This is a genomic window from Thermobifida cellulosilytica TB100 (assembly GCF_001517975.1).
In the GTDB taxonomy this organism is placed as follows: Bacteria; Actinomycetota; Actinomycetes; order Streptosporangiales; family Streptosporangiaceae; genus Thermobifida; species Thermobifida cellulosilytica.
Genome location: NZ_KQ950182.1, coordinates 357,997 through 379,427, shown reverse-complemented (window position 1 = coordinate 379,427; position 21,431 = coordinate 357,997). Strand labels below are relative to the sequence as shown.

Below are 21,431 nucleotides of genomic sequence, written 5' to 3'. Positions count from 1 at the left end.
CCAATGCAGCCATCTTCTTCGCAACGCTCCCTTCCTCGCGCGCCCGCGGAGGGCGCCCGCCCCGGCGGTCGGCTCAGGCATCCAGAACGTCCACCCAGTCCGATCCCTGTCGGCCAGCGGACTTGCGCTGCTCGTGGAAGGCCAGGATCTGGAGTTCGATGGACAGATCGACCTTACGCACATCGACGTGGTCGGGCACATTGAGTACCACTGGGGCGAAGTTCAGGATGCTGGTGACTCCGACCGCGATGAGCCGGTCGCAGACCCCCTGAGCGGCTTTCGCCGGGGTGGCGATGACCCCTATGGAGACGTCCTCATTGCTGACAACGTCCTCCAAGCTGTCAATATGCCGTACGGTCAGACCGGCCACCCGGCGGCCCACCACTTCGGGGGCCGCGTCGAGCAGGGCGGCGATCCGGAAGCCGCGAGTGCCGAATCCCCCGTAGTTGGCCAGTGCGCGCCCCAGGTTGCCCACGCCGATGATGGCCACGGACCAGTCCTGGGTGAGACCGAGTTCACGGGAGATCTGGTAGATGAGGTACTCGACGTCGTAGCCCACCCCGCGGGTCCCGTAGGAGCCCAGGTGGGAGAGGTCCTTGCGGAGCTTGGCGGAGTTGACCCCCGTGGCCGCGGCCAGTTCCCCGGACGATACCGTGGGGATTCCGCGTTCGCTCAGTCCCTGCAACGCACGCAGGTAGAGGGGGAGTCGGGCGACTGTCGCCTCCGGGATTCCCCTATCCCGAGGCCGTGACGGGCGGCTGGTCACAGGTGCGCGCTCCTGGGCGACATCGGCGTTGTGGGCCATCTCCAGGCCGGTACGGGAACCAGGTTCGAGGAAACTCTGTGGTACCCGTCACGGTTCGACCGGAAAGAATTTGCCCTCAGGTTACGCCCTTGTGAAAGCACGCACAAAGTGGGGCCGAGTGTCACACGTGAGAACGCCCGTCAGCGCAGCGCCTCGCGCAGCCGGCGCTCGTCCACCCGCCAGTAGTCGTGCTGCCTGCCGTCGACGAAGGTGACCGGGATCTTGTCCCAGTACTCCTCCTTCTCCTCGTCGTCGGCCATGGTGATGTCGCGGACCTCGTAGCGCACGCCCAGCTCGGCGCAGACCCGCGCGATCACGGCGAACGCCTCGTCGCACAGGTGGCACCCCGGCTTGCCCAGCAGGGTCACCACGTGAGGATTGTCACTTTTTCCGGGATATTCCGGCTCCGGCACCACTGCTCTCTCCCTCCCCTTCCGTCACACTCCCCCGCCTTCGCCGACGGATCAGCCGCCCGCGAAGGGCGGCAGGACCTCGACGGTCCACCCGGGTTCCAGCACGACCTGGTCGTGCGGGCGCCGACCCACCGCGGTGGAGTTCACCAAAAGCGACGAACGATCAAGAACTTTAAGAAAAGTGGCGTTTCCCTCATATCTCCGACGAACCTGCCCAAGCAGGTCCTCCAGAGTGCCTGCGGCGAAGGCTTCCTCGGCCCGACCCGCGGCCGCTTTGGCCGCAGCCCAGTACCTGATGGTTCCATGGGACATCAACGGATTATCCTTGTGTTACTCGGAGGCAATTTTTCCAGTGAGCATTCTTGTCGGGGGCAATGGGGCCTTCGTACACGCCGTTCGCGGGTGACGGGAAGAGGCACATGAGCCACCTTCTGCTACTGACCAACTCCAACGAACCGTCCGATCAGATCCTGCCGGCCCTGGGCCTGCTGCTGCACTCGGTGCGCGTCGCACCGGCGGAGCCGAGCGCCCTGCTGACCCCCGGCCACGACCGCGCGGCGGGACTCCCGGTGGACGCGATCCTCGTGGACGCCCGCACCGACCTCGCCGCAGTCCGGAACCTGTGCCGCCTGCTGAACACCACCGGCCTGGACTGCCCGCTCATCGCCGTCCTCACCGAGGGAGGAGTCGCTGCTCTCACCCCCGACTGGCAGGTGACCGACTTCCTGCTCACCACCGCCGGTCCGGCCGAGGTGGAGGCGCGACTGCGGCTGTCGATCGGCCAGGCCGACAGCGCGGCCGACGACCCCGACGAGATCCGCCGCGGCGACCTCGTCATCGACGAAGCCACGTACATCGCCCGACTGCGCGGCCGCATCCTCGACCTCACCTTCAAGGAGTTCGAGCTGCTCAAGTTCCTCGCGCAGCACCCCGGACGCGTCTTCACCCGCGCCCAACTGCTCCAGGAGGTGTGGGGGTACGACTACTTCGGCGGCACCCGCACGATCGACGTGCACGTGCGGCGGCTGCGCGCCAAGCTCGGCCCCGAGTACGAGTCCCTGATCGGAACCGTGCGCAACGTGGGCTACCGCTTCGTCATGGACTCCATGACCAAGCCCCCCGCGGACCCTCCGGCGCCGCAGGCCGACCAGGCCGCCCAGCCGCTGGCCCACCACCGGGCCTGACCTCGGCGGGGAACAGGCGGACGGAGCCGTCCGCACACCCGGCGCCTCCGCTGTGTCACCGAACGGACACCCAGGGGTCGTATTTCGCATCCGTAACATCTAGGATATTGCTACCGGTTGCCGTGCGACCGGCCGCCCAGCGGCCCGGTCGCACGCTGCTTTCCTGTCGGCCGGACGCTGATCGGGTCCGCCCGGCCGACCTTCCGGCGGCTCGGAAATCACCTGGAATCGAGGAGGGCCATCCCTATGCCCCTTGGGATGGAGGCACACGCTTCCCGCCCGCTGCGGCGCGCGTGGCTGACGATCCCGCTGGGCGCGGTGTTCGTCGGCAGCGCCCTGGTCCCCGTGCTGCCCGCCTCCGCCCAGGCCACGCTCGAACTGGGCCTGGACCACGGCACCGCGGCCCCGGGCGCCTCGTTCTCCCTTCCGCTGTCGGTCCGCAACACGCTCGACTCGGTCGAGGTCACCGTGACCGAGGCGACCGCCACGACCGCCTCCGCCGACGTGGTGGAACTGGACGTCGTCGGCCTGTCCGAGACCCTGGAGCCCGAGAGCCTCACCGAGGCCCAGGTCACCGGGGAGGTGGCGGAGGACGCCCCGAACTCCCGGGTCCGCGTCGAGGTCGAGATCGCCTACTCCTACCACGAGACCCCGTGCGAGACGCCGTCCCCCTCGGCGCAGGACTCCCCCGACGGGGAGGACTGCCCCGAGACCACGGGCACGGCTCGGGTCAGCGCCGTGCTCGCGGTGGTCCAGCCCTCCCCGACGCCCACGGCGTCCCCGACACCGCTCCCCACCCCCTCGGAGCGGCCCCCGACGGCGTCGGTCCCGCCGGAGCGGCCCCCGGCCACCACGACTCCGTCGGCACCTGCCACGGCCGGCGGCTCCCCCGAGCCCACCCGCTCCTCCTCGCCGCCGCGCTCCCCGTCGCGCCCGTCCTCGCCCACGCGCTCCGCGGCCCCGCACAGCCCGGTGTCGACGGCCGCCCCCGGCGGCCCGCCGTCCGACCCGCTGCCGACCGGCGCGGCCGACCTCCCGGCGCTGACCGCCCCGACCGAGGAGTACGCCGACCTCCCGATGGTCACCCCGGGTGACGAGGAGCCGGGCGCCGCCCCGGTCGGCCGGGAGGAGGACCGGGTCGACCCCCTCGTCACCCCGTTCATCCTGCTGCTGGTGCTGATGCTGCTCCTGCTGCTGGCCGCCCCCCTGGGACCGGCCCGGCGGGTGCGCGTCAAGCAGGCGTACGTCGGCCGTCGCCGCAGGCAGTGAACGGCCTCGCACAGGCGGCTCAGTAGGCTCGTGCCATGAGCCACATCCTCACCACTGACACGCTGGACTCTGCGCAGGCGTCGGCGGTGCTCGCGCTGGCCGAGGCCGTGCGGGAGGCGGACGGCGTGGCCGCGCTGTCGGAGCAGACCCTGCTGCGGGTCCGGCACGGGGCGCTGGGCCGGGCCCGCTTCCACCTGGCCTACGTCGAGGGCGACCGCGGCACGGAGCTCGGCGGCTTCGCGTTCGCCGAGCTCTCCCCGGCGGAGCCGGACGCGGCGGAGCTGGCGGTCGCGCCGTCGTGGCGGCGGCGCGGGCTGGGCCGACGCCTGCTGGACGACCTGTTCGCCAATGCCAGCGCGCGCGGCCTGCGGGTGTGGGCGCACGGCGACCTGGCGGCCGCCCGGGCGCTGGCCGCCTCGGCCGGCCTGGAGCGGATGCGGGGGCTGTGGAAGATGCGGCTGCCGCTGCGCGCCGCCGAGGGGGCCGCGGTACCGGACCTGCCCGAGCCCCGGCTGTCCCCCGAGGCCGCCGGGAAGCTGGAGATCCGGACGTTCCGGGTCGGCTCCGACGAGCAGGAGTGGCTGCGCGTCAACGCCCTCGCCTTCGCCGACCACCCCGAGCAGGGCGCCATCACCCTGGAGGACCTGCGCCAGCGCCAGCAGGAGGAGTGGTTCGACCCGACGGGCTTCTTCGTCGCGGCCGATCCGCGCGACGGCCGGATCGCGGGCTACCACTGGACCAAGGTGCACGCCGACGGTGCGGGGCTGACCGACGGGGAACCGGTGGGCGAGGTCTACGTGGTGGGGGTCGACCCCGCCTGGCAGGGCAGCGGACTGGGCCGCGCGCTGACCCTGGTCGGCCTGCGCCACCTGCGCGACCGGGGGCTGCCGTGGGTGCTGCTGTACGTGGACGAGGACAACCGCCCCGCGGTGTGGCTGTACCGCTCGCTCGGCTTCGAGCTGTGGGAGAGCGACGTCATGTACGGGCACACGACCCGCTGAGCGGGCGGCGGACCACGGCGTTCACCGTGAGCGACAGTCCGTCACTCCGCGACATCGCCGCAGGTAAAATGTCGTTAAAATACCCGCAAGACACCTTGTTTCCCTAAAGTCCACTATGCGGACGAAGCACTTTCAGTGTCACTCATCATGACGTTCACTGCCCGTTCACCTTCTTTGGTACGGCTGGCCACCTGCGCTCCCTACCTTGGGCTTCGGCGGGAGCGCTGACCGTTCCCCCGCACGAATGGTGAGTAGCCACAGGAAGGAACCCCCGGGCTGTGAAGCTCTCTAGGTACGGCACGATCGCGAGCGCCGCTCTCGCCGGCGTCCTCGCGCTCTCTGCCTGCGGCAGTGACCAGGCCGTCAGTCCCGGCGAGAACGGCGGCGCGGCCGCGGGCGACGTCGACTGCGTCCAGGGCGGCGGAACCCTGGCCGGAGCCGGTGCCAGCTCCCAGGAGAACGCGATGGCGGCGTGGGTCGCCGCATACACCAGCGCCTGCGCGAACACCACCGTCAACTACGACTCGGTGGGCTCCGGAGCGGGACGCTCCCAGTTCATCGAGGGGGCGGTGTCCTTCGCCGGCTCCGACTCCGCCATGGACGACGAGGAGATCCAGCAGGCCACCGAGCGCTGCGGCTCCGAGGTCGTCCACCTCCCCGCCTACATCAGTCCGATCGCCGTCGTCTTCAACCTCGAGGGCGTCGACTCGCTCAACCTGCGCCCCGAGGTGATCGCCGACATCTTCAACCAGAAGATCACCAAGTGGAACGACGAGGCGATCGCCGCGGACAACCCCGACGTGGACCTGCCCGACACCGAGATCGTCCCGGTGAACCGCTCCGACGAGTCCGGCACCACCGAGAACTTCGTGCAGTACCTGTCCGAGGCCGCCCCGGACCACTGGCCGCACGAGGTCAGCGGCGACTGGCCGATCGAGCCGGTCGAGGCCGCCCAGGGCTCCTCCGGCGTGGTCTCCGCCGTCCAGGGCGGCACCGGCACCATCGGCTACGTGGACGCCTCGCACGCCGGCGAGTTCGGCACCGTGGCCGTCGGCGTCGGCGACGAGTTCGTCCCCTACAGCCCGGAGGCCGCCGCCGCGATCGTCGACTCCGCCCAGCCGCGCGAGGGCAGCACCGAGAACGACCTGGCCGTCACCCTCGACTACGCCACCGACGAGGCCGGCGTCTACCCGATCGTGCTCGTCAGCTACGAGATCGTCTGCCTGGAGTACCCCGAACAGTCCCAGGCCGACCTGGTGAAGAGCTTCATCGGCTACGTCGTCAGCGAGGAGGGCCAGGAGGCCGCGGCCGCCGAGGCCGGGTCCGCACCGCTCTCCGCGGAGACGCGCGAGAAGATCCAGTCCGTCCTCGACAAGATCCGGGTCGCGAGCTGAACCGCACCGCTCCTACCGCACTGAGGGTGGGGCGCCACAGGACCGCTGTGGCCCCCGCCCTTGGCTGCGTTGTCCACCCGTCCGCCCCGAGGGCTCCGCACCCCCCGGGCGCGCCCCGCCCGACCGGCCGCCGCCACGCTGCCCCGACCAGAGATTTTTCTCCTTCCGGGGGTATCCCCGGAACGACGCCCGGGTTCCTTCCGTTCTGGTCGGGGGTGCACTCCACACCGTCCCAGGCCCTGCCCTCGCCTGGCGGAACCACGTCGAGCGCGGATGCTGCTCCCACCGGGTGTACCCCGCATCATCTGACCGGAGTCTCACATGACCACCACGGACCCGTCCACGACGACCCGAGCGCCACGGGGCAGACGTCGTCTCGGCGACGTCCTCTTCGCCGGTGGAGCCCAGGGATCGGGCATCCTGATCCTGGCGATCCTCGCCGGTGTCGCCGCCTTCCTGATCTTGCAGTCCTTCGACTCCCTGGCCGCGAACACCGCGAACTTCTTCACCACGTCCGAGTGGCACGCCAACACCAGGGAGGAGCCCGCCTTCGGCGTGGCCGCCCTGGCCTTCGGCACCGTGCTGGCCGCGGCGATCGCCCTCGTCCTCGCCACCCCGGTGGCGATCGGCATCGCCCTGTTCATCGTCTACTACGCGCCGCGCCGCATCGCCGCGGTCCTGGGCTACCTGGTGGACCTGCTCGCCGCGATCCCCAGCGTCGTCTACGGCCTGTGGGGCATCGGCTGGCTCGTCGTGCAACTGGCGCCGTTCTACGCCTGGCTGGAGACCTACTTCGGGTGGATCCCGCTGTTCGCCGGTCCGGTCTCCACGACCGGGCGCACCATGCTCAGCGCGGGCATCGTGCTGGCGGTCATGATCCTGCCGATCATCACCGCCATGACCCGGGACGTCTTCCTCCAGGTGCCGCAGGCCCACCGGGAGGCCGCCCTGGCGCTGGGCGCCACCCGCTGGGAGATGATCCGCATGGCGGTGCTGCCGTTCGGCCGCCCCGGCATCATCGGCGGCGCGATGCTCGGCCTGGGCCGCGCGCTCGGCGAGACCATGGCGGTGGCCATGATCCTGTCCCCCTCGCTGGTCATCTCCTGGTTCCTGTTGCAGAGCGGCAACCAGACGATCGCCGCGCACATCGCCCTGCAATACCCCGAGGCCACCGGCTACGGCGTCTCCGCGCTGATCTCGGCAGGCCTGGTCCTCTTCGCCATCACCCTGGTCGTGAACATGGCAGCGCGCTTCGTCGTCTCCCGCCGCAAGGAGTTCGCGTGATGTCCGCCACCAAACTGTCCGCCCCGGAGCAGACCGTGCCGCCCCGCCCCACGCCCTCGCTGCGGGGCAGGACGCTGCCCAAGTACCTCCCGCCGGCGCTGCTCGGCGGGTCCGCCGTCGTCTGCGCGGCCGCCCTGTACCTGCTCGACCGGTGGAACCCCGCGGTGTGGGCGATCCTCGCCGCCGTGCTGTACACGGCGGCGGTCACCGTGCTGTCGGCCGTCGTGGAGAACCGCCGCAAGGCCGTGGACCGGCTGGTCACCTCGGTCGTCTACGTCTGCTTCACCGTCGCCATGGTGCCGCTGGTGTCGCTGCTGTGGACGGTGCTGTCGCGGGGCCTGGTCCGGCTGGACGGCTACTTCCTGAGCGTGTCCATGAACGGGGTCACCCCGAGCATGGACGCGGGAGGCGTCTACCACGCCATCGTCGGCACCCTGCTGATGACCCTGATGGCCGCGGTCATCTCGGTCCCCATCGGCCTGATGACCGCCGTCTACCTGGTGGAGTACGGCAGGGGACGGCTCAGGCAGGCCATCACGTTCTTCGTGGACGTCATGACCGGCATTCCGTCCATCGTGGCCGGCCTGTTCGTGGTGGCGCTGTGGATCCTGCTGTTCGGCCCGGGCCACACCAACGGCGCGGCCGGCGCGATCGCGCTGTCGGTGCTGATGATCCCGGTCGTGGTGCGCTCCTGCGAGGAGATGCTGCGCCTGGTGCCCAACGAGCTGCGGGAGGCCTCCTACGCGCTGGGCGTGCCCAAGTGGCTGACCGTGCTCAAGGTGGTCCTGCCGACCGCCCTCTCCGGGCTCACCACCGGCGTGATGCTGGCGCTGGCCCGGGTCATCGGCGAGACCGCCCCGCTCATCCTCACCGCGGGCTCCTCGGCCGTCTCCATCAACGCCAACCTCTTCGAGGGGCAGATGATGAGCCTGCCGGTGTTCATCTACTCGCAGGTCCGCATGGGCGGCGCCATCAACTACGAGCGTGCCTGGGCGGGCGCGCTGACGCTGATCATCATCGTGATGCTCCTGTTCCTCGCCGCCCGTCTGGTCTCGCACTTCTTCGCTCCGAAGACGCGCTGACCCGAAACCCCGACGTCCCCACCACCGAACACGGTCTTAGGAAACACAGTGGCCAAGCGAATCGACGTCTCCGGACTGCACGTCTACTACGGCGACTTCCTCGCCGTCGAGAACGTCTCGATGACCATCGAGCCCCGGTCGGTCACCGCCTTCATCGGCTCCTCCGGCTGCGGCAAGTCCACCTTCCTGCGCACCCTGAACCGGATGCACGAGGTCACCCCCGGCGCCCGGGTGGAGGGCAAGGTCCTCCTGGACGACCAGGACATCTACTCCCCCGACGTGGACCCGGTGGAGGTGCGCCGCGAGGTCGGCATGGTCTTCCAGCGCCCCAACCCGTTCCCCACCATGTCCATCTACGACAACGTCATCGCCGGGGCCAAGCTCAACAACAGGCGGCTGCGCAAGTCCGAGGCCGACGACATCGTGGAGCGCTCCCTGCGCGGCGCGAACCTGTGGGAGGAGGTCAAGGACCGCCTGGACCGTCCCGGCGCGGGCCTGTCCGGCGGCCAGCAGCAGCGCCTGTGCATCGCGCGGGCCATCGCGGTGGAGCCCAGCGTGCTGCTCATGGACGAGCCGTGCTCGGCGCTGGACCCGATCTCGACGCTGGCGATCGAGGACCTGATCGCCCAGTTGAAGGAGAACTACACGATCGTCATCGTCACGCACAACATGCAGCAGGCCGCCCGGGTCAGCGACGTGACGGCGTTCTTCAACCTGGCGGGCACCGGCAAGCCCGGCAAGCTCATCGAGATGGGCGAGACCAACAAGATCTTCACCAAGCCGGAGAAGAAGGAGACCGAGAACTACATCACCGGCCGCTTCGGCTAGGCCGTCCCCGGCCCGCGGCTGCGGCCCGCCCGGTCCTCCGGGCGGGCCGCAGCCGTCTGCGCCGGACTTCGCGCCCCGCCGCCGCTCCTCGGCGCCGGGCGGCGCGGGCGCGGCTCACAGCCCGGTCAGCCGCAGCAGCCCGTAGACGCAGGCGGCGACCGCCCCCGACGCCGGGACGGTGAGCAGCCAGAACTTCACGATGTCGACGAACACCGGCCAGCGCACCTCCGCCAGCCGCCGGGCCGTGCCCGCGCCGACGATGGCCGAGGTGGTGGTGTGGGTGCTGGAGATCGGCGCGTGCCAGACCAGCGAGGTGAAGCCGGTGATGAGCGAGACGGCCGCCTCCGCGGCGAACCCCCGGGCCGGGTCGATGCGGCTCACCCGCCGCCCCAGGGTGCGCACGATGCGCCAGCCGCCGGTCGCGGTGCCCAGCGAGACCGCCACCGCCGCGCAGGCCACCGCCCACTTCGGAACGGTGTAGTCGCTCTGGTGGCCGACGGTGACCAGGGCCAGGACGACGATGCCCATGGTCTTCTGCGCGTCCTGGAGCCCGTTGCCCAGCGCCAGGGTCGCCGCCGACACGCTCTGGGCAAGCTTGAAGCCCCGGTTCACCGAGCGCGGGGCGGTGTTGCGGAACAGCCACAGGATCGCCAGCATGATCAGGTAGCCGAGCAGCCAGCCCAGCAGCGGCGCCACCACCATGGGCACCAGGAAGCTGGTGGCGAGCCCGCGCCAGTCGACGCTGCTCGACGAGACCAGCGCGGCCCCGACCATCCCCCCGACCAGCGCGTGCGAGGCCGAGGAGGGCATGCCCCGGTACCAGGCGAAGACGTTCCAGACGACCGCGCCGCACAGCGCCGCGAACAGCACGGCCAGGCCGTCCCCGCCGTGGACGGGGCTGATGATGTCCTGGCCGATGGTGCGGGCCACGCCCTCGCCGAGGAACGCGCCCAGCAGGTTCATCAGCACGGCCAGGGCGATCGCCACCTGGGGGGTGAGCGCCCTGGACGCGACGGAGGTGACGATGGTGTGCGCGGCGTCGTGGAGGCCGTTGGTGAACGCGAAGACCAGGGCCGCCGCGACCACCGCGAGCAGGGCGGATTCGAGGAGCACGGGGGGTGTTCCGGTTCCGGGGTCGGGGGGTGGAAGGGGCGGTCAGGCTTCCTTGACCGCGATGCTCTCGACCGTGTTGGCCACGTGTTCGAAGGCGTCGGCCGCGGCCTCCAACTGGTCGACGACGTCCTTGAGCTTGAGCACCGTCAGTGCGTCGTAGGCCCCGCTGAACAGGTGCGCCAGCAGGCGCCGGTAGATGTGGTCGGCCTGGTTCTCCAGGCGGTTGATCTCGATCCAGTAGCTGGAGAGGTTGCGCATGGAGCGCAGCCGCGGCATGGCCTGTGCGGTGAGCTCGGCGGCGCGCTCCAGGATCCCGACCTGGTCGATGATGCCCTTGGGGAGGCGTTCCAACTGGTACAGCCCGATGAAGTCGACCGCGGCCTCCATGGAGTCCATGACGTCGTCGAGGCTGGAGGTCAGCCGGTAGATGTCCTCCCGGTCGAACGGGGTGACCAGGCTTCCGTTGAGGCGGCGCATGATGGCGTGGGTGCGTTCGTCCCCCGTCTGCTCGCACTGCCGCATCTTCTCGACGATGGCCTCGCGGTCGGCGTCCTCGCTGATCAGTTCCACCAGGAGCCCGGAGGCCACGACCAGTTCGTTCGCGAAGTCGGCGAACATCTCGTAGTAGCTGTCATCGCGCGGTGTCAGGCGAAGACGCACATCTTTCTCCCATGAGTGCGGTAAGGCTCGTGTCCTCTGGGCTGTCGGGCCCTGTCCCGCGGTAGTCCCCGTCTGGGCGCGACCGCGCCGCACCCCCCGGTTCACGGCGCGGGGTGCGTCACTCGATGTTCAGTTACAGCTACCCCGGCGTCGCCAAAATGCCGACGTAGTGGAGCAATTCCATCCTAGCCGCCACACCTCAGACACGAAGGCGGCGAAGTGGACCGCTGTCCCACTCGTTCTCGGAGATAGGGTTTCGTAAACGTGAGACGAACCGGTGGAGAACTCTGCAACCCGAGGAGGCTTCACCGACCGGTCATCTTTCCGAAACGCAAGGTTAACCCACTGTCCACCGCCCGTTCGCCCGGCCGTCCGGACCGGCGTCCCGGCCGGCGCCGCTCCCCGCGGCACAGCGCGACAATCGTTCTCTGATCGTGATCTAAGTCATGGCTTCCCGATCCACCGCCGCACAGCGCCGCCACGCCGCGCTGCGCTCCGCGCTCGACGAGCAGCTCGCCGCTCTGGGCGAGCCGCCCTACGGCGGCCCCGACCTGACCGGACCGGTCCTGGAGGAGTGCGCCCGCGCCGTGCTGCGCGCCGACCGCAGCGGCCTGGAGCCGCACCGCCCGGCCGTCAAGGCCGTGGTGCGCGCGACCCTCGCCGAACTCTCCGCCCGCCACCCCGGGCAGGCCCTGGAGGTCCGCGTCCCGCCGTACGGCGCCGTGCAGTGCATGGCGGGCCCCCGGCACACCCGCGGCACCCCGCCGGGCGTGGTCGAGACCGATCCGCTCACCTGGACCGCGCTGGTTGTGGGGGAAGTCACCTGGGCCGACTCGGTCGCCTCCCACCGCGTCTCGGCCAGCGGCGTACGCGCCGATCTGGCGCCGGTGCTGCCGCTGTGGCCCAGGCAGGACGGGGTGCCCCCGCGTGACTCCGGTCTCGGGAACAGCCACTAAGCTGGATCACGTGTCGCAACCCGACGGCCGTCTCAGCCTGGACATCGATCCCCTGGAACGCGGACCGCAGGACGCCTGCGGAGTGTTCGGAGTCTGGGCTCCAGGCGAAGAAGTAAGCAAGCTGACCTACTTCGGTCTCTACGCACTCCAGCACCGGGGCCAGGAGTCCGCGGGCATCGCCCTCAGCGACGGCGAGCGCATCGTCGTCTACAAGGACATGGGACTGGTCTCCCAGGTCTTCAACGAGGTGACCCTCGACTCCCTCAAGGGGCACCTGGCGATCGGCCACTGCCGCTACTCCACCACGGGGTCGCCCGTGTGGGAGAACGCACAGCCGACCTTCTTCAGTGCGCGTGAGGGCGGACTGGCGCTCGGCCACAACGGCAACCTCATCAACACCCCGGAACTCGCCGCGATGCTGCCCTCGGACCGGCTCAACGCGACGACCGACACCGAGGTGCTGACCAGCCTGCTGGCCGCCGCCCCCCACCGCACCACCGAGGAGGCCGCGCTGGAGGTGCTGCCCAAGGTCAAGGGCGCCTTCTCGCTGGTCTTCATGGACGAGCACACCCTGTACGCCGCCCGGGACCCGCAGGGCATCCGCCCGCTGGTGCTGGGCCGGCTCGACAGCGGCTGGGTGGTCGCCAGCGAGACCGCGGCCCTGGACATCGTCGGCGCCCACGTGGTGCGCGAGGTCGAGCCAGGGGAGCTGCTGCTCATCAACGCCGACGGTGTGGTGTCCCGGCGGTTCGCCCCGGCCGAGCCGAAGGGCTGCCTGTTCGAGTACGTCTACCTGGCCCGCCCCGACACCACCATCGCCGGGCGCAACGTCAACAGCACCCGCGTCGAGGTGGGGCGCCGGCTCGCCGAGCAGCACCCGGCCGACGCCGACATCGTCATCCCGGTCCCCGAGTCGGGCACCCCGGCCGCGGTGGGCTACGCCGAGGGCAGCGGCATCCCGTTCGCCCAGGGCCTGGTGAAGAACTCCTACGTGGGCCGCACCTTCATCCAGCCCAGCCAGACGCTGCGCCAGCTCGGCATCCGCCTGAAGCTGAACCCGCTGCGCGAGGTCATCGAGGGCAAGCGGCTGGTGGTGGTGGACGACTCGATCGTCCGCGGCAACACCCAGCGCGCGCTCGTACGGATGCTGCGCGAGGCGGGCGCCGCCGAGGTGCACGTGCGCATCTCCAGTCCGCCGGTCATGTGGCCCTGCTACTACGGCATCGACTTCGCCACCAAGGCGGAACTGATCGCGGGCAACCTCTCCGTCGAGGAGATCTGCCGCTCCATCGACGCGGACTCGCTCGGATTCATCGACCTGGACGAGCTGGTCGCGGCCACCCGGGTCGCGAAGAACCGGCTCTGCCGGGCCTGCTTCGACGGCGCCTACCCGATCGAGGTCGACGAGGACTCCCGCGGCAAGTACCTGCTGGAGAAGTCCTGCGGCACGCCCAAGCGCACCTAGCCGCCGTCCCGTCCCCAGTCGCCGTCCAGCGGCGCGACCGCCGCGCCGCGCTCCCGACCACCACAGAAGAGGTTTCTCTCGTGTCAGAGGGCGCCACCACCGCCTACGCCGCCGCCGGAGTCGACATCGCCGCCGGCGAGCGCGCGGTGGAACTGATGAAGAGGCACGTGGCACGGACCCGCCGGCCCGAGCTCGTCCCCGACGCCAGCGGTTTCTCCGGGCTGTTCCGGCTCGACCTCGCCAAGTACACTGCCCCGGTGCTGGCCACCTCCACCGACGGGGTGGGCACCAAGGTCATGCTGGCCCAGGAGCTGGACCGGCACGACACGATCGGCATCGACCTGGTCGCGATGGTGGTGGACGACCTCGTGGTCAGCGGGGCCGAGCCGCTGTTCCTGACCGACTACATCGCCTGCGGCTCGGTGGTGCCCGAACGGATCGCCGAGATCGTCGGCGGGATCGCCGAGGGCTGCTGCCAGGCGGGGTGCACGCTGATCGGCGGGGAGACCGCCGAGCACCCCGGCGCGATGGGGCCGGACGAGTACGACCTGGCCGGCGCGGGCACCGGGATCGTCGAGGCCGACGCGATCCTCGGCCCCGACCGGGTCCGCCCCGGCGACGTGGTCGTCGCGATGGCCTCCTCGGGGCCGCACTCCAACGGCTACTCGCTCATCCGGCGTGTCGTCGCCGACGCCGGGCTGGACCTGCGGGCCGAGGTCCCCGAGCTGGGCGGCGAGCTCGGCGCGGTCCTGCTCACCCCGACCAGGATCTACGCCCGGGACTGCCTGGCGCTCGCCGCAGCCGTCGAGGTGCACGCGTTCGCGCACATCACCGGCGGCGGGCTGGCCGCCAACCTGGCCCGTTCGCTGCCGGACACGGTCGACGCGGTGCTGGACCGCGCCACCTGGACGCCCGACCCCGTCTTCGGCTTCATCGCCGAGCACGGTTCGATCTCCCGCGAGGACATGGAGGCCACGTTCAACATGGGCGTGGGCATGGTGGCGGTGGTCGCCGAGGACGCCGCGGAGCGCGCCCTGGCCGTGCTCGCGGAGCGGGGCGTGCCCTCCTGGGTTCTGGGTTCGGTGGTCCCCGGCTCCGGACGGGCCGTCCTCACCGGAGACCACCGTTAGCGGACATGCGAAACCGGGGCTTCTCGTCGGTGAGACAGCCCCGGGTTTCGACCCTGTTCCTGTGTGGTTCGGCGGCTGCGTCTCCGTCGCTCAGAGCTCTTCGAACAGATCGACTGCCGCGCGGTAATCCGGCAGAAAGGCCCGGCTCCGTGCGGTTGACATCTCTGGTCGACGGTGAAGGCAGCGGGGTCAGCGACGGTCCGAGTCGGAGTCGTCGCCCCCCGGGTACTTCTCGGCGTAGTCCGCGTAGCGTTCGATCAGGTCGTCGTAAGGGTCACCGTACGTGTCTTCCGGTGAATCCGAGGACTTCGACGCACGCTCACCGACACCCAGCTCTGACCGAAGCCGATCAAGGTCCGTGTTACCGGTGCTGTACTTCAACCGCCGGGCGACCTTCTGCTGCTTGGCCTTGGCTCGGCCGCGCCCCATTGGCTCGACCCCCTCAACGATTGGGTTCTCGCAAACCCCAGTTCACTAGCAAAACCGCATTGCCGGGCTGGCGGCCATCACCGCACTGACGACAGGCACCAGCTTTACGTACGGATACAACCGTACCCCGTTCAGAGGTGACCTGCCTACGCCGCCCACGTCCAAGCGGTCGTGCCTTCCCCTCCACACCTCCCCGGAGGGGGATTTCGGAAACCGAAATCCTACAGAACCACAGGGCACAAACCTCGGCCGTACACGTCGTCCGCCGTCCGCGCGGGTACGGCGCGGACCGCCGGGCGGCCGGATCCGGTTCCCGCCCGCGACCCCCTGTGAGGTTGCTCTCTCCCGCCGGTTCCCGCCGCCGCGGCGACGATGACCGAAAACAGTTGCCATACCCAGCCAAAATCCCACGTTTCGCGGTTGTTCTGTGTCACTATGCGAGCGTGCTCCCGTATATCGCCTATCTCCGCCTCTACCAGCCTCTCGTGGCCTTCCCCAGCCGGGAACGGGAGTACTGGAGGTCGTATGCGGACTCGCCGCGCTGCCGAGGGCGGATCGAGGCGATGGCGGCCGAACACGAGGAGAGCCTCCAGCGGCTGCTCTGCGACCCGCCGCTGGCCGCGCCCCTGGCGGAGAGCGGGGACGCCTACGTGCGCCGGGTCGGCGGCGAGCTGTTCGTCTGCCCCTGGCAGACCCGGCTGCGCTCCTGGCTCGCCTTCGCCACGCTGCGCACCACGGCCTCGCAGCGGCTGCGCCAGGCGTTCCTCCCCGACCTGGTGGTCCAGGAGACCCAGCGCGACTTCGAGCGGTGGCGCGAGCGGACGGGGAACACCCGGGTCCAGATCCTGACGAGCACCTGGGAGGTGCCGCTCGCCTGGTTCGTGCCGTTCGACCCCGGGGAGCGGCACCTGGTCCTGGAGCACGGCGACGGGGCCCCGGAGGGCGAGCCGTTCGCCCACGCCTCGCAGGGCGGGGCGTGCCCGCAGTGCGGGACCGCGCTGCCGGTCCCGGAGCACGCGCCCGTGCGCACGCTGCTCTACGTCACCCAGGCGGCCGACGCGCTTCCCCGGCTGGCCCGGGCCGTCCGCGTGGTGAGCGGTTGCTCCCCGGCGGGCTCCTCGTTCCTGTACGCCCTGGAGCGCCTGGAGGAGTGGGTGGGCGCGGTGGCGCACCCGCGCGCGCTCCTGGAGCTCGACTACGGCGGTCTGGTGCACCTGCTGGACGACGCGGCCCTTCAGTCCGACCAATCGGCCGCCGAGGTGCACACGGCGCTCACCGCGATGGAGCGGGGACGCCCGGAACTGGTGGCGGCGATGCGCATGCGGCTGCGGGAGCGCTGGGACGCGGTCCGCGCCCTGCGGCACGCCAACTAGGCCCCTGCGCCGCCTTTGCCCAACGCGGGGACGATCGCGCCCGTCAGCAGAGCTTCCGTCCCCGCTCCCGGCACCTCCGAACCTGGTCAACCAGGTTTTTGCCGATGTGTTTTCGGTTTCCGTGCGGGTAGGGACGGGATAGTCAGGGACGAGCCACTCAGTTGACGCCAACCTTACTGAAAGTGGGCATAACATCCGATAGGTAGCGATATAGACTGTGTTGGCACCGTCACCGAGCGCACCGAGGAGGCCTCGGAGCCCCGGACAGCAAGGGGTTCCCCACCGTCTGCACGGGTCGGTGGCCGACACCGGCCAGCGCAGCGACCACTCGACCCGGGGGCACGAGGGGGTCGGACCACTACCCAGGAACCGCCCCTTCCACGGCGGGAACAGCCGGTTTGGGTCCCCATCCTCCCCGCACTTTCGGCCCGCCGGATCGAGAAAACCAGAGTCCGAGAACGAAGTTTTGACCGAATACGCCACATGCCACTAAACGTGTCGCTAGAATCACTCAGCGTGACGCGCTACATGTGCGGCTTTGCGGTCCCATTTGACAAAGTCGCGTTAAGTGGTCGCACAATCACCTCGGGTGATGCCAATATAGACCTCAGGGCAATATTGGACATCCGGACCAAGCGCCAGGATTGAAAGTCTCTAAGGATCAGACAGAGATCCGGGAGGAGAGGCCGTACACATGTCAACTCGCACGCCCGAGGCGGAGCCCCTGTTGACCCCTGCCGAGGTCGCCACCATGTTCCGCGTGGACCCCAAGACCGTCACCCGTTGGGCGAAGGCCGGCAAGCTGACTTCGATCCGCACCCTCGGCGGCCACCGCCGCTACCGGGAGACCGAGGTCCGCGCTCTCCTGGCCGGAATCCCCAGCCAGCGCAGCGAGTAACCTCCTCGCCCCACACGGTTTCGGCGGGACGTCGGGGGGACGCCCACCACCCGAAAGTCCGGGGTGGGCCGCTGCAGCGGCCCACCCCTCAGCATGTCCGGCCCGAGGCGCCCGCCGGGTGCGGCCGGTTCAGGACACCACCTCACCCTCGATGTGGTCGGTCCCGATCCGCTCCCAGTTGATGAAGCGCTCGGTCTCCCCCAGCAGCATGGCGGTCAGCCAGACCGCGACGCCCACGTCGTCGGCGACCCCGAAGAGCGGGACGAACAGTTCGGGGACGAGGTCGACGGGGGAGACGACGTAGGCGAGGGCGGCGAGGAGCAGCACGATCTTCGAGGTGGTCAGCTCCCGGTACTGCCCGCGCATCCGCGCCCCCAGCATGCGCGGCAGGGCCTTGATCCGGGCGCCGAGGGACGGCTTTCCGTTCTGCGTGCTGTCGTAGACCATCTTCCAGGCGGCGGCGCCGGCAGCGGCGCGGTTCGACTTGCGCATTCCTCCACCTCGAAACGGGGTCGGCACGCCCGGAGCGGTTCCGGGCGCCTGGCCATATTGACGTGCCGTGGTGCTTTTCTGTTCCCCCGTGTCGAAAGCTCTTAAGCGCCGGGCGGAGTGACAATCTCTGCACCGCCGCACCGGATTCACGCTCCGCGACCGACGTGTCATAAGTTTGGGATCGGTCGTCCCGATCCGACGACCGACCGCCACGACACCCCGTCACCGGAGGAAGCATTACCGCCCCCCGTCCGTCCGAGCCCTCCCGCGCGGTCCGGCTGCTCGCAGCCGCCGCCGGGCTGCTGCTGACCGCCGCCTGCTGGTCGCCCCCGCCGGGCGCCCGCCCCAGCATCGGGGTGGCCGCCGAGTCCCCGCTGCCCTCCCCCGACGGCGGCGCGACCGCGTCCTCCTCCCCCTCTCCGGCCGGCCCGCTGCCCCTGGAGGGCAGGGTCGTGGTGCTCGACCCCGGCCACAACGGCGGCAACGCCGACGCCGCCGAGCGGATCAGCCGCTCCGTCCCGGCCGGGCCGGGCACCAAGGAGTGCGACACGGTGGGCGCCCGGACCGCGGACGGCTACTACGAGCACGAGTTCACCTGGGAGCTGTCGCTGCTGGTGCGCGACCGTCTGGAGGAGGCGGGCGCCACCGTGGTCCTGACCCGCCAGAGCGACGGCGGCGTCGGCCCGTGCATCGACGAGCGCGCCCGGATCGGCAACGAGGCCGGAGCCGACGCCGCGCTGTCCGTCCACGCCGACGGGGCGGCCCCGGGCTCCCGGGGCTTCCACGTGATCGTCCCCGGCGAGGTCCCCGGGTTCACCGAGCCCATCCTGGAGTCCTCCTACGCGCTGGGCGAGGCCCTGCGCGACGAGTTCCACGCGGTGACCGGCCACCCCTACTCCGACTACCTCGGCGAGGAGGGCATCGACGTCCGCACCGACCTGGGCGGCCTGAACCTGTCCACCGTGCCCAAGGTCTTCCTGGAGGTCGGCAACATGCGCGACCCCGAGGACGCGGCCAAGCTCACCGACCCCGAGTGGCGCGAGCTCGCCGCGGACGGCATCGCCGCCGGGCTGACCCGCTTCCTGGAGGAGTCCGTCCGGAGGTGAAAGGCGGCCGGGAAGCGTCCTGAGTCCCGAAGACCCCTGTCCTTCGGGACACTCCGCTTTCCCCGTGTGTGGTGCCGCTCACGCTCAGTCGGCACAATGGTGCTATGCCACTGACTTCCAGTGATGTGCGCGACAAGCGGTTCAGCCCTTCCCGCATGCGCCTGGGGTACGTCCAGGAGGACGTCGACGCGCTGCTGCGCAGGGTCGAGGCCACCCTCCGGGCGCTCGAACAGGGCACCCGCCCGACGAAGGTCATCACCGCCTCCGACGTGATGCGGTCCCAGTTCCGGACCACCGTGATGCGCCCGGGCTACGACGAGGAAGAGGTGGACGCCTTCCTCGACGAGATCGCCGAGACCCTGCGGGGGTTCGGCCTCTACTCGCAGCAGTTGCGCACCGGCAAGCACAGCGCCGAGTACTTCCGCCGCACCGCGCCGCCTCCCCGCGAGCCCGTCAGTCCCCGCATGCGTCCCGAGGACATCCGCAACAAGGGCTTCAACACCACCCGGCTGCGGGTCGGCTACGCGGAGGAGGAGGTGGACGCCTTCCTCGACCGCGCCGAGGCCACCATCGCCGCACTGGTGGCGGGCCGGGTCTCCGACGCCCAGTTGACCGCGTCGCAGGTGCGCGAGGCCCGGTTCTCCAGCACCCGGCTGCGCTCCGGCTACGTGGAGGCCGAGGTGGACGCCTTCCTCGACGAGATCGCCGACGAGCTGGAGCGCTACGGGCTGCACTGACCGCGCCCGCGGCGGGTCAGTCGGTCCGCAGGCTCGCCAGGAGCAGGTCGGCGTAGTGGGCGCCCAGTTGGGCGCCGCTCAGCTCGCCGTCGGACCGGTACCACATGCTCAGGTGGTGGACCGCGCCGAAGAAGTAGTTGACCACGATGTCCGCCGGGATCTTGTCGTGGAAGACGCCCTCGCTCATCCCCTCCTCGATCAGGGAGCGGAACAGCTCGTGGTACTTGCGGCGCTCCCTGCGCACCTCGCGCTGTCGCCCGGGGGAGAGCATGTGCAGCGACCGGAAGAAGATGACCATGTCGTCGAGGTTGTCCACGGTGGTGCGCACGACGTCGGCGGCCGCCGCGTGCAGCCGCTCGGTCACGTCCCCGCCGCCCTCGACGACCTGGCGCAGCCGGCTCATCTGCAATTTGAGGACGCGCTGGTAGACCGCGAAGAGCAGGTCGTCCTTGGAGGTGAAGTAGTGGTACATCGCCCCCTTGGTGACCCCGGCGGCCTCGACCAGTTCCTGGACCGAGACCCGGTCGAAACCGCGCTGGGCGAACAGCCGGGTGGCCTCGGCCAGCAGGCGATCCGGCACGGAGGGGGAGACCGTCTTCGACTCGACTGACTGCGTCATGTTCCTCTGCCTCTCGCGTCCACCGCCTGTCCGTGGCGCCGCCGTCCCCGGGTGTGCCGGTCCAAGCATAGGACACGGGACATACCAACCAGTATGTCACCGTCCAGTCCCCTCCGGGACGGCAGTTTCCGACGATATCGGTGACCGAGCGGTAACCGGGCACCGAATTCCCTCCGGAACAGGCGGCGACAATTCTCGCACCGGAACGACCGCGGCACACCGTGGCAAAAGACCCCGACCCGAACCTGTGTTCGGTAGGGTGCGCGGGTGAGTCTCTACAACGAACAGATCGACGTCCGTTCCACCGTAGGCGACACCCCCGCCCTGTTCGCCTGGCGCGGCACCCTCTACCGGGTACGCCGGGTCATCGGCACCTGGGGCGACACGGCTCCCACCGAGGGGCGACTGGTCCGGGTGGCGGCCGAGTCCGACCACGGCCACCCCGGCATCGCCGACATCGCCCTGGACCCCGAGACCAACCACTGGACGATGCGGCGGCTGTGGCACTGAGCTCCTAGGACGCGGCCCCGCCCGCCTCGACCTCGACCTCCACGGTCGTCTCTCCCTGCGGCTCGCAGAGGGCCTGCCCGGCGGTGATCTCGGCGATCCAGGCCGCGAACTCCGCCGGGCCGGTCCCGACCAGCGCGACGTCCAACTGGACGTCGGCCCCGTAGCGCACGTCCAGCACCCGGTGCGGCGACTCCCGCAGCGCGCTCTCCAGCCGCCCGGCCTGCTGGTAGTCGGCCAGCACCGCCATCACCGGCAGCGTGCGCCGCTCCAGCACCCCCACCGCGTCGACCGCCTCCGCCACCGCGGCCCCGTAGGCGCGGATCAGTCCGCCCGCGCCGAGCTTGATCCCCCCGAAGTAGCGGGTCACCACCGCGACGGTGTCGGTGAGCCCGCGGTGGCGCAGCACCTCCAGCATGGGAATCCCCGCGGTCCCCGCGGGCTCGCCGTCGTCGCTGGACCGCTGCACCCCGCCGTCCTCGCCCACCACGTAGGCGGTGCAGTTGTGGGTGGCGTTCCAGTGCAGCCTGCGCCGTTCCGCGATGAACGCCCGCGCCTCGTCCTCGTCCGCCACCCGGGCGAGCGCGCAGATGAAACGGGACTTCTTGATGTCGATCCGGTGCTCGCCGCCGCGTCTGATCGTTCTCATGCCGCCTCCGATCGTATGCGCCGCACCGGACGCCGCC

The 21,431-nt window shown here is 70.4% G+C and carries 24 protein-coding genes; 15 read left to right on the top strand and 9 right to left on the bottom strand.

The genetic code is table 11. From position 1 onward, the window contains the following. Positions 1-73: 73 nt before the first annotated feature. From AC529_RS11810 to AC529_RS11800, 3 genes are all read right to left on the bottom strand, one after another. A complete protein-coding gene (locus AC529_RS11810; RefSeq protein WP_068756549.1) occupies positions 74-766 on the bottom strand; it encodes a redox-sensing transcriptional repressor Rex in 693 nt (230 codons plus the stop codon). A gap of 179 nt (positions 767-945) precedes the next feature. Further along, entirely contained in the window at positions 946-1,176 is a 231-nt protein-coding gene (locus tag AC529_RS11805) for a glutaredoxin family protein (protein ID WP_068756547.1), read from the bottom strand. Positions 1,177-1,269: 93 nt separating this feature from the next. Next, on the bottom strand, positions 1,270-1,530 hold the full coding sequence (locus tag AC529_RS11800) for a MoaD/ThiS family protein (protein ID WP_068756919.1): 261 nt from the start codon (positions 1,528-1,530) through the stop codon (positions 1,270-1,272). 107 nt (positions 1,531-1,637) lie between these two features. Here AC529_RS11800 and AC529_RS11795 point away from each other — a divergent pair, with 107 nt between their 5' ends. From AC529_RS11795 to pstB, 7 genes are all read left to right on the top strand, one after another. Beyond that, on the top strand, positions 1,638-2,402 hold the full coding sequence (locus tag AC529_RS11795; RefSeq protein WP_068756546.1) for a winged helix-turn-helix transcriptional regulator: 765 nt from the start codon (positions 1,638-1,640) through the stop codon (positions 2,400-2,402). A 258-nt stretch (positions 2,403-2,660) separates the two neighbouring features. Beyond that, entirely contained in the window at positions 2,661-3,671 is a 1,011-nt protein-coding gene (locus AC529_RS11790) for a hypothetical protein (RefSeq protein WP_083948155.1), read from the top strand. Positions 3,672-3,706: 35 nt separating this feature from the next. Continuing rightward, positions 3,707-4,672: a mycothiol synthase gene (mshD, locus tag AC529_RS11785; RefSeq protein WP_068756542.1), complete on the top strand. Its 966-nt coding sequence runs from the start codon at positions 3,707-3,709 to the stop codon at positions 4,670-4,672. Between the two features lie 278 nt (positions 4,673-4,950). Beyond that, positions 4,951-6,066 carry a phosphate ABC transporter substrate-binding protein PstS gene (gene pstS, locus AC529_RS11780; protein ID WP_068756540.1) on the top strand — a complete coding sequence of 372 codons (1,116 nt, stop codon included), beginning with the start codon at positions 4,951-4,953 and terminating at the stop codon, positions 6,064-6,066. A 321-nt stretch (positions 6,067-6,387) separates the two neighbouring features. Then, entirely contained in the window at positions 6,388-7,350 is a 963-nt protein-coding gene (gene pstC / locus AC529_RS11775; RefSeq protein ID WP_068756538.1) for a phosphate ABC transporter permease subunit PstC, read from the top strand. Continuing rightward, entirely contained in the window at positions 7,350-8,432 is a 1,083-nt protein-coding gene (gene pstA / locus AC529_RS11770; protein ID WP_068756536.1) for a phosphate ABC transporter permease PstA, read from the top strand. Before pstC ends, pstA begins: the two co-directional genes overlap by 1 nt. Before the next feature lie 48 nt (positions 8,433-8,480). Next, positions 8,481-9,260: a phosphate ABC transporter ATP-binding protein PstB gene (gene pstB, locus AC529_RS11765; protein ID WP_068756533.1), complete on the top strand. Its 780-nt coding sequence runs from the start codon at positions 8,481-8,483 to the stop codon at positions 9,258-9,260. A 114-nt stretch (positions 9,261-9,374) separates the two neighbouring features. Here the strand turns inward: pstB and AC529_RS11760 are convergent, their stop codons facing one another. Both AC529_RS11760 and AC529_RS11755 read right to left on the bottom strand, forming a co-directional pair. Next, the gene (locus AC529_RS11760) at positions 9,375-10,373 is read right to left on the bottom strand and encodes an inorganic phosphate transporter (protein ID WP_068756532.1); all 999 of its coding nucleotides are present in this window, start codon (positions 10,371-10,373) and stop codon (positions 9,375-9,377) included. A 42-nt stretch (positions 10,374-10,415) separates the two neighbouring features. After that, positions 10,416-11,033: a DUF47 domain-containing protein gene (locus AC529_RS11755; RefSeq protein WP_068756530.1), complete on the bottom strand. Its 618-nt coding sequence runs from the start codon at positions 11,031-11,033 to the stop codon at positions 10,416-10,418. A gap of 446 nt (positions 11,034-11,479) precedes the next feature. Here AC529_RS11755 and AC529_RS11750 point away from each other — a divergent pair, with 446 nt between their 5' ends. From AC529_RS11750 to purM, 3 genes are all read left to right on the top strand, one after another. Next, a complete protein-coding gene (locus AC529_RS11750; protein WP_068756527.1) occupies positions 11,480-11,989 on the top strand; it encodes a sterol carrier family protein in 510 nt (169 codons plus the stop codon). A 10-nt stretch (positions 11,990-11,999) separates the two neighbouring features. Beyond that, on the top strand, positions 12,000-13,454 hold the full coding sequence (purF, locus tag AC529_RS11745) for an amidophosphoribosyltransferase (RefSeq protein ID WP_068756525.1): 1,455 nt from the start codon (positions 12,000-12,002) through the stop codon (positions 13,452-13,454). 80 nt (positions 13,455-13,534) lie between these two features. Continuing rightward, positions 13,535-14,584, top strand: a complete 1,050-nt coding sequence (purM, locus tag AC529_RS11740) for a phosphoribosylformylglycinamidine cyclo-ligase (protein ID WP_068756523.1) — start codon at positions 13,535-13,537, stop codon at positions 14,582-14,584. 189 nt (positions 14,585-14,773) lie between these two features. On the opposite strand, the gene AC529_RS11735 is transcribed toward purM, so the two are convergent. After that, positions 14,774-15,013: a DUF3073 domain-containing protein gene (locus AC529_RS11735; RefSeq protein WP_068756522.1), complete on the bottom strand. Its 240-nt coding sequence runs from the start codon at positions 15,011-15,013 to the stop codon at positions 14,774-14,776. Positions 15,014-15,456: 443 nt separating this feature from the next. Between AC529_RS11735 and AC529_RS11730 the strand changes: the two genes are divergently transcribed. Both AC529_RS11730 and bldC read left to right on the top strand, forming a co-directional pair. Then, positions 15,457-16,386, top strand: coding sequence for a hypothetical protein (locus tag AC529_RS11730; protein ID WP_068756520.1), 930 nt, complete (start codon positions 15,457-15,459; stop codon positions 16,384-16,386). Between the two features lie 694 nt (positions 16,387-17,080). Next, the gene (gene bldC, locus AC529_RS11725) at positions 17,081-17,284 is read left to right on the top strand and encodes a developmental transcriptional regulator BldC (RefSeq protein ID WP_011293174.1); all 204 of its coding nucleotides are present in this window, start codon (positions 17,081-17,083) and stop codon (positions 17,282-17,284) included. Positions 17,285-17,413: 129 nt separating this feature from the next. Here the strand turns inward: bldC and AC529_RS11720 are convergent, their stop codons facing one another. Further along, on the bottom strand, positions 17,414-17,776 hold the full coding sequence (locus tag AC529_RS11720) for a YkvA family protein (RefSeq protein WP_068756518.1): 363 nt from the start codon (positions 17,774-17,776) through the stop codon (positions 17,414-17,416). A gap of 236 nt (positions 17,777-18,012) precedes the next feature. Between AC529_RS11720 and AC529_RS11715 the strand changes: the two genes are divergently transcribed. Then, on the top strand, positions 18,013-18,882 hold the full coding sequence (locus AC529_RS11715) for an N-acetylmuramoyl-L-alanine amidase (protein ID WP_068756516.1): 870 nt from the start codon (positions 18,013-18,015) through the stop codon (positions 18,880-18,882). Between the two features lie 104 nt (positions 18,883-18,986). Next, positions 18,987-19,619 carry a DivIVA domain-containing protein gene (locus AC529_RS11710; RefSeq protein ID WP_068756514.1) on the top strand — a complete coding sequence of 211 codons (633 nt, stop codon included), beginning with the start codon at positions 18,987-18,989 and terminating at the stop codon, positions 19,617-19,619. A 16-nt stretch (positions 19,620-19,635) separates the two neighbouring features. On the opposite strand, the gene AC529_RS11705 is transcribed toward AC529_RS11710, so the two are convergent. Further along, positions 19,636-20,238, bottom strand: a complete 603-nt coding sequence (locus AC529_RS11705; protein WP_068756512.1) for a TetR/AcrR family transcriptional regulator — start codon at positions 20,236-20,238, stop codon at positions 19,636-19,638. 267 nt (positions 20,239-20,505) lie between these two features. Here AC529_RS11705 and AC529_RS11700 point away from each other — a divergent pair, with 267 nt between their 5' ends. Then, on the top strand, positions 20,506-20,748 hold the full coding sequence (locus AC529_RS11700) for a DUF6504 family protein (protein ID WP_068756510.1): 243 nt from the start codon (positions 20,506-20,508) through the stop codon (positions 20,746-20,748). A 4-nt stretch (positions 20,749-20,752) separates the two neighbouring features. Here AC529_RS11700 and AC529_RS11695 read toward each other — a convergent pair whose 3' ends face one another. After that, positions 20,753-21,394 carry a YigZ family protein gene (locus tag AC529_RS11695; protein ID WP_068756508.1) on the bottom strand — a complete coding sequence of 214 codons (642 nt, stop codon included), beginning with the start codon at positions 21,392-21,394 and terminating at the stop codon, positions 20,753-20,755. Positions 21,395-21,431: the final 37 nt, after the last annotated feature.

Bases quoted from the DNA above. Each gene is read 5' to 3' on its own strand.
- AC529_RS11795 (WP_068756546.1), top strand. From the start codon at position 1,638: ATGAGCCACCTTCTGCTACTGACCAACTCCAACGAACCGTCCGATCAG.
- AC529_RS11705 (WP_068756512.1), bottom strand. From the start codon at position 20,238: ATGACGCAGTCAGTCGAGTCGAAGACGGTCTCCCCCTCCGTGCCGGAT.
- AC529_RS11750 (WP_068756527.1), top strand. From the start codon at position 11,480: ATGGCTTCCCGATCCACCGCCGCACAGCGCCGCCACGCCGCGCTGCGC.
- AC529_RS11710 (WP_068756514.1), top strand. From the start codon at position 18,987: ATGCCACTGACTTCCAGTGATGTGCGCGACAAGCGGTTCAGCCCTTCC.
- AC529_RS11800 (WP_068756919.1), bottom strand. From the start codon at position 1,530: ATGTCCCATGGAACCATCAGGTACTGGGCTGCGGCCAAAGCGGCCGCG.
- AC529_RS11720 (WP_068756518.1), bottom strand. From the start codon at position 17,776: ATGCGCAAGTCGAACCGCGCCGCTGCCGGCGCCGCCGCCTGGAAGATG.
- pstC (WP_068756538.1), top strand. From the start codon at position 6,388: ATGACCACCACGGACCCGTCCACGACGACCCGAGCGCCACGGGGCAGA.
- AC529_RS11790 (WP_083948155.1), top strand. From the start codon at position 2,661: ATGGAGGCACACGCTTCCCGCCCGCTGCGGCGCGCGTGGCTGACGATC.
- mshD (WP_068756542.1), top strand. From the start codon at position 3,707: ATGAGCCACATCCTCACCACTGACACGCTGGACTCTGCGCAGGCGTCG.
- AC529_RS11735 (WP_068756522.1), bottom strand. From the start codon at position 15,013: ATGGGGCGCGGCCGAGCCAAGGCCAAGCAGCAGAAGGTCGCCCGGCGG.
- AC529_RS11695 (WP_068756508.1), bottom strand. From the start codon at position 21,394: ATGAGAACGATCAGACGCGGCGGCGAGCACCGGATCGACATCAAGAAG.
- bldC (WP_011293174.1), top strand. From the start codon at position 17,081: ATGTCAACTCGCACGCCCGAGGCGGAGCCCCTGTTGACCCCTGCCGAG.
- pstA (WP_068756536.1), top strand. From the start codon at position 7,350: ATGTCCGCCACCAAACTGTCCGCCCCGGAGCAGACCGTGCCGCCCCGC.